The sequence below is a fragment of the Collinsella ihumii genome, assembly GCF_030385545.1.
In the GTDB taxonomy this organism is placed as follows: domain Bacteria; phylum Actinomycetota; class Coriobacteriia; order Coriobacteriales; family Coriobacteriaceae; genus Collinsella; species Collinsella ihumii.
Genome location: NZ_JAUEIQ010000001.1, coordinates 95,375 through 110,268, shown reverse-complemented (window position 1 = coordinate 110,268; position 14,894 = coordinate 95,375). Strand labels below are relative to the sequence as shown.

Below are 14,894 nucleotides of genomic sequence, written 5' to 3'. Positions count from 1 at the left end.
CGAATCACCGCCACCGCTCCAGGAAATCGAGGACGCGGCCGAACGCATCTTCGCGGCTGGCTGCGCACTCCCGGGGAAACTGCCGCTCCTCTCGAAACAGCTTGAGCATGCCGGTGTCCATGGGCACGATGATATGGCTCGCATGCCCATAGGAAAGGCGCTCGACTTCCCAGGGATGGCTGTGGGCGCGAAGGCGAAGCTCGATGCGACGGCACGCCTCGTCGCTCGGCCACATGGAGTCGCGCGCAGGACTCACCAGCAGCACGGGACCGCGGATCAGCTCGACCTTGATGGCGGATTGCTCCGTCGCGTCGCCGAGCATCCGCTCGTACACAAAGCGCATGTCGAGCTGGCGCCCACGAAGCGACCGTCGGACGATGCTCGCGTAGGGCAGGCACATCCCACCGGGGACGCAGGGCAGCGGCTCATCGCGCCACGTCCAGCTTGAACGCACGGCCACGCCTTTCGACAGCAGGCTGCCGCTGCCCGTGATACCCGGCATCACGTGGTCGAGCGGAGAGAGCGCCACCGCGCATGAGATATCGGGCATAAGCGAGGCGGCGAGCAGCGCCAGCTCCCCGCCCTTGGAGATGCCGTAGACGCCGATCCTCTCGAAGCCTCGCGACCGCAAGAGCCCCGCGGCGCGCTCGACGCTTTCCACGGGAACCTCCACGAGTTCGCGCGGCAGACCGGGCGCGTTCCAATAGCAGAGCCCGAGCGCCGTCACGCCTTCATGTGCGAAGCGCGCCCCGAGGTCGCGCGGGATGTTCTCGTTGCCCTCGCTGCCGCCCATAACGATGAGCGCCTTGCCGGCGAAGCGGGCGGCACGATCGCTATCTGCTGCAGGCGTATGCAGGAACCCGTGAAAGCCGTCTTGCCCGACATCGAAGCACTCCATGCGCACCGCCGCCCCCTCCTACAGCAGGACGAAGGCGATCATCGCCGCGAACATGATCGTGAACACGAGGTTGCTCCAACCGCCGAACAGTACGCAGCGGGCCGGCTGGGGCACACGCAGCCACGCGAAACCGAGAAACGACGTCACAAGGGGCGTGGTCACGACCATCCACGGCGGAAGCTGCGTCTGGCCAAGCACGACGAGCATGCCGAGGAGCACGAATGTCGCGTACATCGGGATGGTGGCCAGACGCTGGAGCGCCATGATGTTGCCGGCTACCCGATCGACAAGTCCGTCATCCCCCGTACGCGCGACAATGGCGAGATACGGATACTGGGCGTGGTAGGCGCCGCCACAGATGAGCGCGAAAGCGAGCAGGGCGGCAACCACGCAGGTCAGCCAAGAGAACCCGCCTGTCGCGAGCATCGGCAGCCCTGCGAACCCGACGACATAGAAAAAGGAGGCGACCGGCCCGAGCATGCCGCCCAGCCGCACGCGCCCCTCGGGCAGGTCGCGCATGATTCTCGCGTAGGGTCTCAAGGTGCCATCCATGTCGTAGGCGCCGGGCGTGAAGTACAGCAGCATGTCACCGGCGAACATCACGAGCGAGCCGACGAGGCCGATTGCGAGGAGCGGAATTGCGGACGTCATGGCGGTCCCCCCGGATTCGACGCTTATAGAGTTAGCTAATTCTAACATACGCGAGGTGGAACGGGCGCCCATCGGTCAGGTTTCGGACGGACGGATAATCCCGAATCGGGGCGGCTTTCGCCCTTACGATGAGCGAAAGCCGCCCCGTTCCAAAAGTGCCCATCTGGGCGCAAAACGAACCAATCGACGCCCCTGTGAAGCGCTTAGCCGAAATACGGGCAGGAGCTCCCGATGCAGACGGTGTTGCTGCTCGAGACCGTGCAGACGGGGCGCGACGCGGGCAGCTCCAGCTCGACGCCGAGCGCGCGCGAGAACCACGGTATCGCCTCGCGCACCGCGATGCGGGAGTCGCGCTTGCAGCAGCGCGGCGCCCCCGCACGCGCGATCTTCTCGAGCAGATCTGCCACCATGAGCTGGGTCTCGCTCCACCCCGCCTCCTTGAGCGGCGCGTTTTCCTGCGCGATTGCGAGCGCCATGCCGCATGAGGCGGCCGCGCCGCACACGCCCCAGCGCGCGCAGGCCCCTCCCGGCACACCCGAGGAGCGCTCCTCCAGCTCGTCGAGCTGGGCCTCGAGGTTTCCGTCCGCCCCCGCGCGCTTGGCGCAGGCGAGCAGCGCCGCACCAGCAAGATAGTGGTGGACGGGGCCGAAGGTGGGACACTCCGGCACCGCCATCAGCTCCTCCAACAGATCGGCAGGACATGTCGACGTGCTGCGCAGGCAGATCTCCTTCACCCACGACGCCCCGTTATGCTCCATGATCAGCCCCTCTCGTCTTCATATCGATATTTATCAATATATCTGTCAGATCGATATCCGTCAATGTATAGGATACAATCTGGCTGAGCCAACCGTCTTGGAGGAGCGCACCATGACAGCTAGAACCCGCGTCGCGTTCGTCTGCACGCACAACGCATGCCGAAGCCAGATAGCCGAGGCGCTCGCGCGTCTGCGCGCTTCGGACATCATCGAGCCGTTCTCGGCGGGAACCGATCCCGAGGACACCCCAAATCCCGATGCGTTGCGCCTGCTCGCCGCACGCGACGTCGACACCACAGGCCTTCGCAGCAAGGCGCTGGGCGAAATCCCCGCAGTCGATATCGTGGTGACCATGGGTTGCGGCGTCAGCTGCCCCACCCTGCCGTGCAAACATCGAGAGGACTGGGGACTCGATGACCCGACGGGAAAGGGGGACGCGGCGATGGAGGCGTGCATGCTCGCCATTCAGGAACGGGTCGACGACCTTGCGCGGCGCCTGAGAGCCGGTGAGCTCGCACCCCGGACGCCCAGCGTGGCGGTCCTGCGCGCGCTCGCGGACGAGACCCGCCTTGAAATCGTCGCCGCCCTCTCGCGGGAGGGGGAGCTGTGCGCCTGCAAGCTTCTCGATCATCTCGCCGTAAGCCAAAGCACGCTCTCGCATCATATGAAGATTCTCGTCGAGGCGGGCCTGGTCTCCCAGCGCAAAGAGGGGCGCTGGTCCCATTACCGGCTCGACCCGGAGCGATTCGCATGCCTTGGACGCGCCATCTCCGCCCTCGCCGCCCCATCGCTCGACGAGGGCGAGACGTTGCGCCGGGAATGACATGCGACGGAGGGCTGCGACACAAAGCGGACCGTTTGGCGCGCTAGAAGCTTTTATTGACCCCCTTTAGCGTGCCAAACGGTCCGCTTTGTACTGGAGTGGCACTCGTACGCCTGCGTTAAGTGCAGCTTGTCCGCGTGTCCACTCGCCACGAAGTCGACTTCATCTGCCTGCAAAGCTCCAGCGGAAACATCGCAGTCACGTCGTGCGAGCTCGTCGCATGTGGTACATTCCAGCTGAGCGTCATAGTTCTTGGGCGAGAACCGCGTCGCGGGGGCAATTCAAAAGCAGGCAGTAACCTCCAAAACCTCCATCAAAGCGCGGAACCATTCCCGTTGTCGCAGCGCTCGACAATCGAACCGTAGTCTTGCAGGGTAGAAAACACGCGATATACAAAAACGGTATCTTTATCATTGTAGGAATAGAGCAGGACATACCGTCTCACAAAACATGCACGTAGACCGCGCGCAGCGCACGACGGCTGTCGAGAAATAGCGTAAAGCTCAGGGTTATTCGAGATGCGATCTACAGCTTCCTCAAACGCAATCAGGTGCTCGCGTGCAGCGTGGGGACTCGCCAGCTTGACCGCGATGTAGCCGATGATGTCATCAACGTCCTGCTGAGCCCGCTCGGTCCACAGAACATCACAAGCCATATTTGGCTCGAATCTCGCTTAAGCCCTCGCGCATATCGGAAACGCGACCAGCACGTATGTCGCGATCTGCCTCTTGAAGTAAACGCTCCAGATGCTCTTCAGGTGTTTCTCGGCGATACTCGCGAAACAAATCAGCATCAATGACGACAAATTTCTCATAGCCGTTTTTCGTCACGATGACCGGCTCGCCCGCTCGTGCTACCTTCTCAGCAAACGCCGCGCTGTCCTTAAGCTCACTAATCGGTACGCAAGTCGCCATAATTACCTCCTAATTATGGTTGAATTATACCGAAATTATACCTAATAGCGAATGGCCATCTTGTCAGCAGTAGATGCATTCCGAGGATAAAGTGTGCTGAGACTGCACGTTTTCATAGGAAAATAGAGAAGCCTGCCACTACGGGGAGGCGCCGGCGCTCGCCGCCGAAGCGCGAAAGCGGGGTCTATTTCACCCCTGCCGCCTTGGCCTGCTTCCAGACCCCATAGAGAATATCCTTCAAGGCGAGCATGGCATCGAGCTCGCTGTAGCCGTGTTCCGCCTTGAGGTCGTCGAGCATCTGGCGGATGCGGCGCGCGTACAGAGGGATGTTGACCTCACCTTGGTACTTGGCAAGGATGGGGTACTTCTTCGCCCAGGCACTCGTCCAGTCGATCTTCTCCTCAAGCTCCTCGTTCGAGCGCTCGATGGCCTCCTCAACCTGGCTCACGTCGAGATCGAACTCGATGAGCTCGTCGAGCGTCACGCCGTAGAGCGTGGCCAGGCGCTTGGACTGACGGATATCGGGCAGCGTCTCGTCGGCCTCCCATTTCCCGATCGTCTGACGGGACACTCCCAGACACTCGGCCACCTCCTCCTGTGTAAGGCCGGCCTTCTTTCGAGCGTGGAACAGACTGTTGCCGAGCACCATGTGGTTTTCTCCTCTCCGCGTGCACCTTGCGAGGAAGTCGCGCGGCATGCGCCGCTGCGGCAGCGATGCCGCGCGACCACCTAGGAGCGCGCGATGCGGCTTGACTTCATCGTTTGTCAAAAGGATTATCCCAGCCGAAGGGATACCAAAACCACCAACAGAGAGCGACTTTTCCGCACGCAAAACCGACATGGAAGGAAGATGGCGGCACGCCCTCTACACGCTCAGGTCGCGTCGCGCAAACGCGGCTATCCCCAACGCGATAAGCGCGATCCCCGATATGGCGAGCGCGACCGCGCCCGCAACGGCCCCGGCCTCCCCGGAGGCCACCCCAAGCGGGTCGAGAAGCGCAAGGGGCGCGATGTCGCCGAGCCATGAGAGCTCGTCCCCTACCCCTGAGAGCATCTGCACGAGGACGAACAGCGAGCACACGGCGACGCCCGCCCATCGCGCAGCCGTGACACCCGGCAGGGCGCAGGCGCCCGCCCAGCATGCACCCGAGAGAAACACCCACAGACACAGCGTCGCCACGTTGACGGCGACAAGATCGGCGGCACCGAGCTCGCCGGGAAACATGGCGTGGGCGCAGGCCAGCTCGGACGCGGTCAGCACCGCCATGAGGAGAGCGAGGCAGAGAGCAAGGACGCCCGCCTGCGAGAGCATGAGCCTTGCGCGGCTTACGGGCTGCGCGAGGAGGTAGGAGATGCTGCCGCGCTCGATGTGTCGGACCACGAGCCGGCTGACGAGGACCGCCACAAGAACGAGGGGAAGCACCACGAGCAAAAAGCCGTGCAGGTAGTTGACGACAAACTCCAACAGCGTCGTCCCCTGGTCGGCCATGCCGAAGGCCGCGAAGAGCTCGGGCATGGCGTCGCGCATAAGGGCGAGCGACTCCCCGAGCTCAGGATCGTACATACCGATGATGACGACGGCGTAGAGGACGACCACCGCGGCGATGATGGAGGTCGGGAGCAAGCAGGAGCGGAGCTCGTGTTTGAACAGAGGAAGGATCATCGAAACCCCCTAGTTTTGCCGTGAGGGCTCGCCGCCCTCGTACAGGTGCAAGAATAGCTCCTCGAGCGTCTGCTCGCGGGACGTGATCGCGGCCACGTCGTATGAGGAGAGCTCGCGGATGAGCGCGTTCACGTCGCGCACGTCGCGGATCTCGACGCTGCGGGCCTCCCCTTCCGCGGGACCATCCCCGTGAGCGAGTTGCCAGCGCGCACGCTCCCGCGCGCTCGAGAACTCGACCGTGTAGCCGCGGCCCCGCATCGAGCGCACCTCGTCCATGGTGCAGGTCATGGCCACGCGCCCCGCACGGATGAACGCAACCCGGTCGCACGCCCGCCCGACCTCCTCGAAGATGTGCGAGGAAAGCAGGATGGCAGCACCCCGCGCGCGTTCCTGTTCCACAAGATCGAGGAAGCGCTCCTGCATGAGCGGGTCGAGACCGCTCGTGGGCTCGTCGAGGAGAAGCACGTCCGGACGGGCCATGAACGCCGCCACGATGGCCACCTTCTGCCGATTTCCCTTGGACATCCCGCCGATCCGCGCACGGAGATCCAGCCCGAAGATATCGGCGAGCTCCAGCATCCGGGAACGGTCGCGCATGCCCCGCATTCCCGCCATGAGGTCGAGGAAGGACTGCGCGGTCATCTCCCGCATGCACGAGCTTTCCCCTGGAAGGTAGCCCAGATGCGCCTGCACCGACGGCCGTTCGCGGAAGCAGTCGTACCCGAGAACCTCGGCCGTCCCCTTTTGCGGCCTGACGAACCCCATGAGATGGCGCATCGTGACCGTCTTCCCCGCCCCGTTGGGGCCGAGAAAGCCGAGCACCTCGCCCGCCGCCACCTCGAGGCTGACGTCGAAGACGCCGCGGCCGCGGCCGTAATCCTTCGTGAGCCCGCGCACGCTGATCGCGGGCGTCGTGCCGTTCGCTGTCATAGGTATTCCTCCTTGTACGTGGCCCGTTTCAGCCAATCGAGCCAGACGAGAAACTCGGAAAGCATCGCCTCCAAGTCAAACTCGCCTCCGCCGCGCAGCTGTTCGTGCAGGTAGCCGTCGCCGCACCACACGAGCATGCGCACCGCGCGCATGGGATCGACGTCCTCTCGGAAGCGCTCCCAGCGCACGTGGCCCAGATACGTCTGCACCATAGCGGGCACCGCATCCGTCATGAACGCGTCGAGCACCCCCGAGACGTCGCGATGGCCGAGGTAGAACGCGCGGACGAAAAAGTCCATGATGCGCGGGCTCGAGCCCACGAGCCCGGCCTTCCGCGTCGCGGCGTAGCGCATGATCTCGAAGAAGTCGTCGATCTCGTACCAGCGGTCGTCGACCACCGCGTCCGCCACGCGCCTCGTGAGCACCGTGAGCACGTAGAGATAGAGGTCGCGCTTGTTTCTGAAGTAGAAGAAGAGCTGGCTTTTCGACACGCCGGCGCGCCTGGCGATGTCCGCCGTGGACGCGCGGGCGTAATCCTCGTCACCGAACACCTCGGCAGCGGCGTCAACGACGGCGCGCCTGCGGTCCTCGGGAAGATTCTCGAATCGCTCAAACCTGTCCGACATGAAGCCTTGCCCTCCTTCGACTTTCAAGAACAAGGCTACCCTGTTGACCAGGATATGGAAGGGGCTTTGAGCAGGCAGGATAACGGTATGCGTCATGTAAGGCGCTCTGGCTGGGAGCCTTATAGTCGCCCTCCGAGCTTACCGAGCATGGTGAGCGATGAGGGGTCAATGACACAAAGCGGGCCGCTTGGCACGCTAAAGGGGGTCTGTAAAAGCCCTTAGAGTGCCAAACGGTCCGCTTTGTGTCATTGACTCCCTGCCCTTTCTTCAGGAATGCGCGAGGGGCGCCGCACCCGGCGCACCCGCGCTACTTGTCGCGGAACGTCAGCAGATCGCTGTAGTCTTCGTTGCGCGGACGACGGAGGTCGGGATCGCGGAAAAAATCCTGCGAGAGGCGCTTGATCACGGACGAAAGCGCGATGAGCGCGATCAGGTTCGGAATCGCCATCAGGCCGTTGAAGCAATCGGCGAACTCCCACACGGCATCGAGGTTCGCCACGCAGCCCGCGAACACCATGGCCACATAGGCGACCTGGTAGATGCGGATCGCCACGCGACCGCCCCGACGTCCGCGGAGCAGGTACTCCACGCACTTCTCGCCGTAGTAGTACCACGCGATGAGCGTCGCGAAGGCGAAAAGCATCAGCCCCACCGTCACCACGTACTGACCGCCCGGGATGCTCTGCCCAAAGGCCGCGGAGCTCATAGCGCCCTCGGACATCATGGGGTCGGCGCACCAGAGCCCCGAGGTGAGGATCACGAGCCCGGTGATGGTGCACATGACAATGCTGTCGAAAAACACCTCGAACGTGCCCCACAGGCCCTGGCGCGCGGGATGGTCGGTGTCGGCGGAAGCGTGCGCGATGGGCGCCGAGCCCATGCCCGCCTCGTGGGTGAACACGCCGCGCGACATGCCGACGCGGCAGGCGTACATGACCGTGGCGCCCACGAAGCCGCCCGTGGCCGCCGTGCCGGTGAAGGCGTCGCGGAAGATCATGCCGATGGCTGCCGGGATCTCGGCCGCGTTGATGACGAGCACCACGAAGGCCGCGATGAGGTAGAACACGGCGGCGAAGGGCACCAGCACCTCGGTGATATGCGAGATGCGCTTGATGCCGCCGATGAGGACGAGTCCGGCGAGCACCGCCACGGCGGCGCCGATGACGGGCAGCGGGATGCCGAACGTCGCGTTCACGCTGCCGGCGAGCGAGTTCGCCTGCACGCTCGCCCCAATTCCAAACGACGCCAGAAAGCCGAAGATGGCGAAAAGCACCGCGAGCCAGCCGGTTCCCAGGCCTCGGGAGATGTAGTACATGGGACCGCCGACGATCTCGCCGCGCTCGTTGCGGGTCCGGTAGGCAACCGACAGCGTCACCTCGCAGTACTTGATGACCATGCCCGCAAGCGCGCTCAGCCACAGCCAGAAGATCGCCCCCGGGCCACCCGTTGCCACCGCGAGCGCCACGCCCACGATGTTGCCCGTGCCGAGCGTCGCCGCAAGCGCGGTGCACACCGCCTGGAACGGTGAGATGGCGCCGTGTTCCAGCTCGTCCTTGTTGGGACGATGGAAAAGCGTCTTGGTGGTGTAGCGCATCACGACGTTGAAGCGCGTGAAGACGACACCCCTGGTGACGACGAGCAGGAACACACCCGTTCCGATCATCAGCACGACCATGGGGATGCCCCACAGCACATTGTTGTTCAACGTGGCGAGTACGGACATGATGGAATCGAACATGTATTCCCCCTCGGCAGGTCCCGTTATGCAGGTCATGGGCGAAGCCATAGGGTGCTAGTGTACACGCGCTATGTTTCCATCTCATGACGAGCCCGCCCGATGATGCGCGGTACATTGCATCACGGGCGCCAGCTCCGCACTACCAGGGACGGCTGCTCGGAGCCATCTTTACCGCCAGTGGCGGTTAAATAATGGCGGTAAAAGGAGGATATATGGCACATGAACCGCCTTTTGAACAGACAGTCGGAATCAGCAATGCTTGGAAATCGTCGAGCTCGACCGCTCTATACGATCTGCTGAGCGCGTTATAGCGAGTTTGAGGAAAGGTGGCACATCACGGACGCCCTCCCGCCCGTGACATGCCACAGTGTTGAACACCCGCTAACGGTACCCAGAACTGCGAGAGAGGGTCCATTTTGAAGCCCTCCCTCGCAGTTCTGGGTACCGTTAGCGGGTAACCTGCTGGGCAAGCGCCGACCAACGGCACCGTCCCCCTCCCAGCGAAAGTGGCTAGAAATTTCTGTTTTGCTGTAAGCCGTCTCGGATAAGGATGTTCGTTTTGGCCGGCGTGGCTGTATCGGCCGACCATGACGCGGGCGGCGCAGCATAAAATGCCTCGAATACGGCATCGGCAGGGAGCGAGGACGGCACCAGCAGTGGATTTCGAGCCCGATTGCACGGAACCGAAAGACATCGTCGACCTTGCCCTGCCGATTTGCGAGCTGGACCGCATCGTGCGCCGCGCGCGGCTTGCGATCGTGTGCGAGAACCTGGTGAGCACGCTGACGCTTCCCGATATACCGGGTGCGATTGCTGTGCATGGCGGAGGGTACGCCGTGGGAGACCTGCGCTGCGTGCCGTCGCTTGCCGATATACCCCTGCTGTATTGGGGCGATCTGGACACCAACGGGTTCGCCATCCTGAACGATATGCGCAGCGCGTTTCCCCACACCACGTCGGTGCTGATGGACCGCGAGACGCTCGAGCGCCATCTCGACCTGTGCGTGGAGGAGCCCCAGCCAAATGCCGGGAGGTTTTCCCGTCTCACGGCGGAGGAGGCCGCCGCGCTCGAGGCATTGCGCTGCGGCGACCCCGCGCGCGGCATCGCGTCCCTTCGGCTCGAGCAGGAACGCATCGAGTGGGATTGGGCATGCGGTCGGATTCTTCAAGCCGCCTCAACGCTTGAATCGGGCTCATGACCGCGGAGTCCGTCGCGCGGCCTCCTCGCCTACAATAAGGGCAATTGCGATACTGCGGGCAGGTGCGTTATGGGAATCCCTCTGAACAGCGCCCTCAATCTTAGCGAGAAGCAGATCGAAAACAGCAAGATCGAGCTGAACACGAGGACCGGAACGACCCAGGTCCCCTTCATCGATATGTGGCTTGAGCGGACGGAAGAGGAACGCGGGACCGGCGCGCCCTGCGTCACCTGCTATTGGGGCTGGTTTGGCGACAAACGAAACTTCCACGAGGGGCAGTGGGTGTTCAGCTTTATCCGACTCGGTGACGGAAACGACTGGCTTTTCGCGTCGGCGGCGAAAGTGCTGGCCGTCCCCAAGGGAAGACAGGCCGATGTCGAGATCCTGACGGAGTATGCGCCCCTTTTCGGCCGACTGATCATCAACCTCTACAAAGGAAACAAGTTCTCCCGATACACGTTCAACCTGAGCAAATACCTCAACGATGCGACGATCAAGGAAATCCTTCCCGTGATGTACAGCGGAGATGAATTCCGAGGATACGACCAGGTGCATCTGCCGTTCGCGAAACTCGACCGGATATTCAAGCGCGAGATCATGCCCTCGTTTCACGACGCGCTGGAGAGCGTGACGGGAGTCTACTGCCTCACGGACACCAAGACCGGCAAGCTCTACATCGGGTCGGCAACCAGCGAGGGAGGCGTGGCGGCGCGTTGGGGCAGCTATCTGGACTCAAAGCACGGCGGAAACAAGAAACTGCGCGAACTTTACAAACGCGAGGGCGCGGAGTACTTCAGGAAGTACTTCGAGTTCACGCTGCTCGAGTACTTCGGCATGAGCTATGACCCGATCAAGGTGCTGAAGCGGGAACAGTGGTGGAAGGACTGCCTCGACACGCGGGAGCATGGATATAACGATAACTAGGCGGGAGGGGGCGTTATGCCCCTCGGCAATACTCGCAGCCGTGCCGGACGGACGGGCTCAAGGAAAGCGGGAGTAGGAAGTGATGCATCCTTATAGCCCCGGAATTCCCTTGTTAGGTTCCGCGCGGGCGGGTAGGATACGTACCGATGGGCCCGGGAATGACCTCTGATTCATGTCACCGGGCCTCAATCATGTCTAGGGTTGTTTGGGGACGGGTTCGCTTCAACCCATCCCGCTGGGCATCCGTATCCACGGCGCCCTAACAGAGGTTTCGGGAAAACGCCGATCGGCCCTCGCCGCGCCGAGCACTGGACGCCGCTTGCACAGTCCCCTGCGGCAAAGTGGCTAATAATTTCTGATTTGCTGTAATGAGCTCCGCGCATCCAGGTCCGGATCCGCCGTCTGCGCCGTTTTACCCACGGAAAAGATTCCGTTTGGGCCATTCGAGGTGCAGTTAGCAGCATTTCGACCAGCCAGAAGGGACACGGCGGCCAAGACGGCCTCCCCCGTCCGGGGCATCCTACAGCAATTTAGAAATTTCTAGCCAGTTCGGCCGCAAAGGGCGGAAACTGGGGACCCTGCGCGGAGGTGGGCGAGGCGACCGTCTGGATGCATCTGCCAAGCGCATCGCTCATTGGACACCGCCGCCTTATTCTGGACATTTTTCTGGACACGTCGTCGCATTTGTCCAGATTATGTCCAGAATTGTGTCACGGGCTGGTTCTTCAAACGAGAAAACCGCGGAGACGGTTCAACCCGTCATGCCTCGTCGGGGGCTCGCAGCATCTTGATATGCGGAATCCCGTCGATATCGAATGGATCGGATATCCTTCGGAACCCGGCGGTTTCGTAGAAACCCTCCGCGTAGACCTGCGCCTCGAGATAGATGGCCCGCGCATCGAACCGCTCTTTCGCGACGGCGATTCCCTCCTGCAGGATTCGCCCGCCCAGTCCGCATCCTCTTTTCGAGGCGATCACCCTGCCGATCGAGACATGTTCGCTTTCCACGCCGCGGTCCATCACGCGCAGATACGCCTGCACGCCGTCCTCGCCTTCCAGGAACACGTGGAGCGCGGCCTGGTCCAAGTCATCGGCCTCGTGGTACGGGCAGTTCTGCTCGACGACGAAAACGTCGATGCGCAGCTTCAGGATTTCGTAGAGCTCCCCGACCGTGAGTTCGTCGAACCTCTTCACGTGCAATCTCATGTCCGCCATCTCGGCTCTACCTCCACCTGTCGAAGTGCAGCCGCCTGTCGAGGCCGGCGGCACCCTGGGCCCCGCCCTCACGATGTCGTCGATCCGCTTGCGGGGAATTCCCGGCTCCGTCGAACATGAGGCTGAGCAGACGAAGACATCCTAGCGCAAATAGACGCCAGGCTCCCCTGAGCCGGCGACAGCCCTCTACCCGGTGGTACGGCCATAGGGGCCATCTTCGGCAAAAGCGGGACGGTGCCGAGAACCTCCAGCTGCAGAGGGCAGCACACCGTCCTGCGAAATCATCATACAGGCACCTCGGCAGGCGTCCAAGCTCCTTTTCCACGCCGAAGGCGTGTCCCCGACATGCAAAAGTGCATGCAGAAGGTATTCTCCCTACAGCTGTGGCACTCTTTCTCGCTATTTCAGCATATACATGGTGTTCTTGCCGGCACCTTGTTTCTCGATTACTCCCTTGTTGGTCAAATCGCCAAGCATCCTGATGGCCGTGGTCTGAGATATGCCGAGGGAGCCCTGAATGAAGTGCCTCGTTTTGGGACCGCCTTCAAGAAGATCTCGTAGAGCCCTGGCTTTCTCATCGCTTGCTTCGGCCGCCCGCATGCCAATCGCGTTGCGGTTGGGCAGAAAGACGGTGAGGGTGTTTGGTGTAAGACGAATGCTCGGGTCGAATTCGCTATCGGCGTAGCTTGCGCGCATACGCCCGATTCCCGTTCCGTACGTCTCGATGATTTCGAGGCGAAATAGGACGTTTGCGAGCATCTTGTTGCGCGGAATCGATATGTGCGCCCCGAGGTCTGCCTCTTCGATGCCGAGCGGAAGACCTCCCGGTGAAACGATCTCTACTCCGCCGGGCATGGCCGAGATGAGCGTGGGGCCCGAGAGGGAATATTCCCGGTGCGCGATTGAGTTGACGAGCGCCTCGCGCAGCGCCACGGGCGGTACGTCATGGTAGTCGATGCGTTCCAGACCCGAATACTCGGTTCGGTAACGGTTGTCGTGCTCGAGAAACGCATATGCATCAGAGAGCTGTTTCAGTACCGAGCCCGTGCATTCCTCGCGCGCCGTAAAGATGTTACGGTCGTCATCCGCAAAGAGCGCCGCCTTTACCGTAGGCGTGCATTGATCCGAAAGCAGCAGACCAAGGTTGGTGAACGCGCCATCCGGCAAGGCGGCACCGAGCGTCCTGAGTTCCCCTTCGCCCAGACTAAGCTCGATGTCGTTACGGAAGACCCGCGCAGATACGCGTTCTACGAAATGCGGTCGTAAATAAGTTCGTAACATTTTACGCCCACACTTACGGACGTTTTCGATGTGCAAACGCGTGCCGCAAACGGAGGCGCAGCGTGCGTGCTGCGGGCCCGGCAATTATTGCCTATTTCGGTACGCGCCCGTCGCCACTACGATACCCCTCTCCACGAGGCGGCGCATAACGTCGCGCAGCATTCGCTTCGGAATATCGAGAACGTCTGGCGCAAGAAAAAACGAGGGAGACCTCTTTCGGCCTCCCTCGCAAAGAGCCTTAACTACTGCCACTCAGTAATCAAATCGTGCACTTCCATAGCCTCTCGTCTACGTGGTGTATCGGCGTCCCCCTATTCGCCGGAAACTGGCAATTTTCGAGCACTCGAGTTGAACTCAATATGAACTCAACGCCGATGTTCGCTCGACAGCTTCCGAGCGGCTTGCATTCCCGCCAAGGAGGACGGACGCCTCTGGCAAGACCAAATCCTGCTAGACGCGCACCACATAGCCCTCCTTGCGCGGGGCGGCCGCGCCCTCGGGCTGCGCGGCGTATCCCAGGGCGATGGCCCCCACGCCGCGCAGCGTCTCGGGCAGACCCCACTCCCTGAGGAGCTCCTTGCCCGCGGCACCATCGAAGATCTCGCGCTCGCGGTGGATCCAGCAGCTGGAGAGCCCCAGGGCGTGCGCCGCGAGCATGAGGTTCTCCAGCACGCAGGAGCCGTCCTCCACGAAGGTGCCGCGCTCTCCGTCCGCGAGCACGACCACGACGACCGGCGCGCCGTAGTACGGGTCCGTGTCCTTGCCCATGACGGCGGCGTTGAGCTGGCGCAGGCGCTCGCGGGTCTCGGGGTTGGTCACCGCCACGATCACCGGAGACTGATGGCCGCCGCCGGTGGGCGCGAAGGTGCCCGCCTCGAGCACCTGATCGAGCAGCTCCTCCGGCACGGGCTCCGCCGTGTATGATCGCACGCTGCGGCGCGTCTTGATGAGGTCGATGAGGTCGTTCGCCATGATGCCATGTCCCTTCTCTCGCTGGAGCCGCCGATACAGAAAAGCCGCCCGTCTGCCAGGGGCAGGCGAGCGGCGAAAAGGTGACGGCATCCAGAAAAATCCGCTGCGATTTTCGAGGTCCATTATGGCCTCAACGTCAGCGCCGTCAAGAGCCGAGGGCGATCCGACCATTCCTGCTTGACATTTTCGAAGAACCCTCGACAATTTAGTCCGTCTAAAAACGTGTGGACTTTTCTGGGCGCAAGCCACCTTTTTGCCACGCAACCGAGCTTCGGTCGCGTGGCCTTTTCTTTGTCGGCGGT

16 protein-coding genes are annotated in these 14,894 nt (G+C 62.4%); 3 read left to right on the top strand and 13 right to left on the bottom strand.

Annotated features, from left to right (window positions below):
• Window positions 1-4: 4 nt before the first annotated feature.
• The 3 genes from QVN30_RS00505 to QVN30_RS00495 all read right to left on the bottom strand — a co-directional run bounded on the left by QVN30_RS00505 (window position 5) and on the right by QVN30_RS00495 (window position 2,307).
• Window positions 5-898 (bottom strand): acyl-CoA thioester hydrolase/BAAT C-terminal domain-containing protein, encoded by an 894-nt coding sequence (locus tag QVN30_RS00505; protein WP_289835017.1) that lies wholly within the window; start codon window positions 896-898, stop codon window positions 5-7.
• Window positions 899-916: 18 nt separating this feature from the next.
• Window positions 917-1,549 (bottom strand): DUF6796 family protein, encoded by a 633-nt coding sequence (locus tag QVN30_RS00500; protein ID WP_289835016.1) that lies wholly within the window; start codon window positions 1,547-1,549, stop codon window positions 917-919.
• Between the two features lie 203 nt (window positions 1,550-1,752).
• The gene (locus tag QVN30_RS00495) at window positions 1,753-2,307 is read right to left on the bottom strand and encodes a DUF5714 domain-containing protein (RefSeq protein ID WP_239459280.1); all 555 of its coding nucleotides are present in this window, start codon (window positions 2,305-2,307) and stop codon (window positions 1,753-1,755) included.
• A gap of 112 nt (window positions 2,308-2,419) precedes the next feature.
• Between QVN30_RS00495 and QVN30_RS00490 the strand changes: the two genes are divergently transcribed.
• Window positions 2,420-3,130 carry a metalloregulator ArsR/SmtB family transcription factor gene (locus QVN30_RS00490; protein ID WP_289835015.1) on the top strand — a complete coding sequence of 237 codons (711 nt, stop codon included), beginning with the start codon at window positions 2,420-2,422 and terminating at the stop codon, window positions 3,128-3,130.
• Window positions 3,131-3,443: 313 nt separating this feature from the next.
• On the opposite strand, the gene QVN30_RS00485 is transcribed toward QVN30_RS00490, so the two are convergent.
• The 7 genes from QVN30_RS00485 to QVN30_RS00455 form a co-directional block, all read right to left on the bottom strand.
• Window positions 3,444-3,785, bottom strand: coding sequence for a type II toxin-antitoxin system RelE/ParE family toxin (locus tag QVN30_RS00485; RefSeq protein WP_289835014.1), 342 nt, complete (start codon window positions 3,783-3,785; stop codon window positions 3,444-3,446).
• Window positions 3,775-4,044: a type II toxin-antitoxin system Phd/YefM family antitoxin gene (locus QVN30_RS00480; protein ID WP_066829506.1), complete on the bottom strand. Its 270-nt coding sequence runs from the start codon at window positions 4,042-4,044 to the stop codon at window positions 3,775-3,777. The genes QVN30_RS00485 and QVN30_RS00480 overlap by 11 nt, the downstream gene beginning before the upstream one ends.
• Before the next feature lie 184 nt (window positions 4,045-4,228).
• Entirely contained in the window at window positions 4,229-4,693 is a 465-nt protein-coding gene (locus QVN30_RS00475) for a helix-turn-helix domain-containing protein (RefSeq protein ID WP_289835013.1), read from the bottom strand.
• A 216-nt stretch (window positions 4,694-4,909) separates the two neighbouring features.
• The gene (locus QVN30_RS00470; RefSeq protein WP_289835012.1) at window positions 4,910-5,707 is read right to left on the bottom strand and encodes a DUF2705 family protein; all 798 of its coding nucleotides are present in this window, start codon (window positions 5,705-5,707) and stop codon (window positions 4,910-4,912) included.
• Between the two features lie 9 nt (window positions 5,708-5,716).
• Entirely contained in the window at window positions 5,717-6,637 is a 921-nt protein-coding gene (locus tag QVN30_RS00465; protein WP_289835011.1) for an ABC transporter ATP-binding protein, read from the bottom strand.
• A complete protein-coding gene (locus QVN30_RS00460; RefSeq protein WP_273357062.1) occupies window positions 6,634-7,263 on the bottom strand; it encodes a TetR/AcrR family transcriptional regulator in 630 nt (209 codons plus the stop codon). The genes QVN30_RS00465 and QVN30_RS00460 overlap by 4 nt, the downstream gene beginning before the upstream one ends.
• Window positions 7,264-7,570: 307 nt before the next feature.
• Window positions 7,571-9,001, bottom strand: a complete 1,431-nt coding sequence (locus QVN30_RS00455; protein WP_289835010.1) for an alanine/glycine:cation symporter family protein — start codon at window positions 8,999-9,001, stop codon at window positions 7,571-7,573.
• A 656-nt stretch (window positions 9,002-9,657) separates the two neighbouring features.
• Here QVN30_RS00455 and QVN30_RS00450 point away from each other — a divergent pair.
• Both QVN30_RS00450 and QVN30_RS00445 read left to right on the top strand, forming a co-directional pair.
• Window positions 9,658-10,200 carry a DUF2220 domain-containing protein gene (locus QVN30_RS00450; RefSeq protein ID WP_289835009.1) on the top strand — a complete coding sequence of 181 codons (543 nt, stop codon included), beginning with the start codon at window positions 9,658-9,660 and terminating at the stop codon, window positions 10,198-10,200.
• 69 nt (window positions 10,201-10,269) lie between these two features.
• The gene (locus QVN30_RS00445; RefSeq protein ID WP_289835008.1) at window positions 10,270-11,124 is read left to right on the top strand and encodes a GIY-YIG nuclease family protein; all 855 of its coding nucleotides are present in this window, start codon (window positions 10,270-10,272) and stop codon (window positions 11,122-11,124) included.
• Between the two features lie 759 nt (window positions 11,125-11,883).
• Here QVN30_RS00445 and QVN30_RS00440 read toward each other — a convergent pair.
• From QVN30_RS00440 to QVN30_RS00430, 3 genes are all read right to left on the bottom strand, one after another.
• A complete protein-coding gene (locus QVN30_RS00440; RefSeq protein WP_204563911.1) occupies window positions 11,884-12,318 on the bottom strand; it encodes a GNAT family N-acetyltransferase in 435 nt (144 codons plus the stop codon).
• Window positions 12,319-12,738: 420 nt separating this feature from the next.
• Window positions 12,739-13,620, bottom strand: coding sequence for an ATP-binding protein (locus QVN30_RS00435; RefSeq protein WP_289835007.1), 882 nt, complete (start codon window positions 13,618-13,620; stop codon window positions 12,739-12,741).
• 450 nt (window positions 13,621-14,070) lie between these two features.
• Entirely contained in the window at window positions 14,071-14,592 is a 522-nt protein-coding gene (locus QVN30_RS00430) for a nitroreductase family protein (protein WP_204570559.1), read from the bottom strand.
• Window positions 14,593-14,894 lie beyond the last annotated feature (302 nt).